This window comes from Streptomyces sp. URMC 123 (assembly GCF_051386515.1).
In the GTDB taxonomy this organism is placed as follows: domain Bacteria; phylum Actinomycetota; class Actinomycetes; order Streptomycetales; family Streptomycetaceae; genus Streptomyces.
In genome coordinates this window covers 1-1,441 of record NZ_JBPQTV010000602.1, presented here as the reverse complement: position 1 = coordinate 1,441, position 1,441 = coordinate 1, and the positions used below count along the sequence as shown (strand labels likewise).

The 1,441-nt window shown below is 74.7% G+C and carries 1 protein-coding gene and 1 pseudogene; one reads left to right on the top strand and one right to left on the bottom strand.

Annotated features, from left to right (window positions below; translation table 11 throughout):
- A partial coding sequence (locus ACSNOD_RS31115) for a DUF4429 domain-containing protein (RefSeq protein WP_436770426.1) occupies positions 1-737 on the bottom strand: 737 nt, incomplete at its 3' end.
- A 273-nt stretch (positions 738-1,010) separates the two neighbouring features.
- Here ACSNOD_RS31115 and ACSNOD_RS31110 point away from each other — a divergent pair.
- Positions 1,011-1,441, top strand: a pseudogene (locus tag ACSNOD_RS31110) (hypothetical protein); the annotation flags it as partial.

Genomic DNA, 1,441 nt, shown 5'->3' with positions numbered 1-1,441 from the left:
GTGGGGGCCGTGGGGGCTGAGGGAGCGGCGGGGGCGGCCGGGTGCGGCAGCCGGGCCACCACCGCGGCCGCGACCAGCGCCATCAGATACTCCTTCTTCGACAGGCCCCACAGCTCGATCGCGTGCGGGTCGTACTTGGGCCGGGTCTTGGCCGGCGCCTTTCCGACCAGGAAGCGCAGATGCCCGTCCTCCAGGCCGACGGCCGGCTGCCAGTCCACGCCCGTCAGCTCGGCCAGCTCGATCGTCCGCGGGCCGCCCGATCGCTTGGCCTCCTCGGTCTTCCAGTTCCACTCCAGCCGGACCTCCTCGCCGTCGAAGGAGACCGTGCCGTCGCCGGCACTCACGGACAGCGGGAGAGAGGGGCCGGGCAGCAGGTAGCGGTCGCAGGGGCCGGACGGCACCTCGTCCAGCAGCAGGGCGTTGCGCACCTCGTCGACCAGATACTCGGCCACGCCCATGCGGTCCGCCTCGACCGCCAGCTGGTAGGGGTCGGCGGCGTCGCCGAGCCGCCCCGTGGCGGCCTGGAGCAGCGGGTCGGAGCCCTCGCGCAGACGCAGCCGCAGTCGGCCGCCCTTGCGGCCGGGCTCGAAGGCTATGCCCGCCAACGCGGTCAGGGGGACGGACAGTTCACCAAGGGCCTGCCGCAGGGGGTGCACTCGGCGATCGTGGCCCGGCACGATCCGCACGCTGTCGCCGTCGAAGCTCCATGCCCCGTCACGCTGGATGATTTCTGCCATGCGGTGATTCTTCCAGGGGACTTCGACGACACGACCGAGAAGGCGGGGCCGAGAAGGCGGGGTCGGACGCGCCGGGGGCGTACCGCACCTTGACCACCGCTGGGGCGAGCGGTACCCATGGGGGACGCCCGGCCGCTCCGTACGCCGCGGACGCCGTACGGCGCGCCCGCACCGCGATCACCGTTCCGCCGCGACACCACTCGTATCCATCCGCGTCCCCGGCTTTTTCGCTCGCGCACTCTCGTCGTTCGCCGCCCGTCGAAGGGACCGCTCGTGAGACGACCGCGTTCGCCCATCCCCTCCGGCCTCCTCCGCCGTGCCCGGCGCGTCCCGCTCTCCGGGGGCGCGCGACTGCTCGGCGCGCTGCTGTTGCTCACGACGGCCGGAGCGGCCACCGGCACAGCCGCGGCGCTGCCGTCGGACGGCGGCGGGGGAGGGGACACCGCCCGGACGGCCCCGCTGGGCCGGGTCGTACCCGCTCCCGCCGTCGTACGACCCGGTGGCGCGCCGTACGAGATCGGCCGCTCGACGCGCATCCAGGTCACCGCGGGGTCGTCCGAGGCCCGGCGGATCGGCGACTACCTCGCCGGCGTGCTCCGCCCCTCCACGGGGCATCCGCTGCCCGTCACCTCCCACCAGGGCGGTCACGACGGCATCCGGCTGCTGCTCGACGGGCGGGGCGGTGGCGCCGACACCGCCCCGCC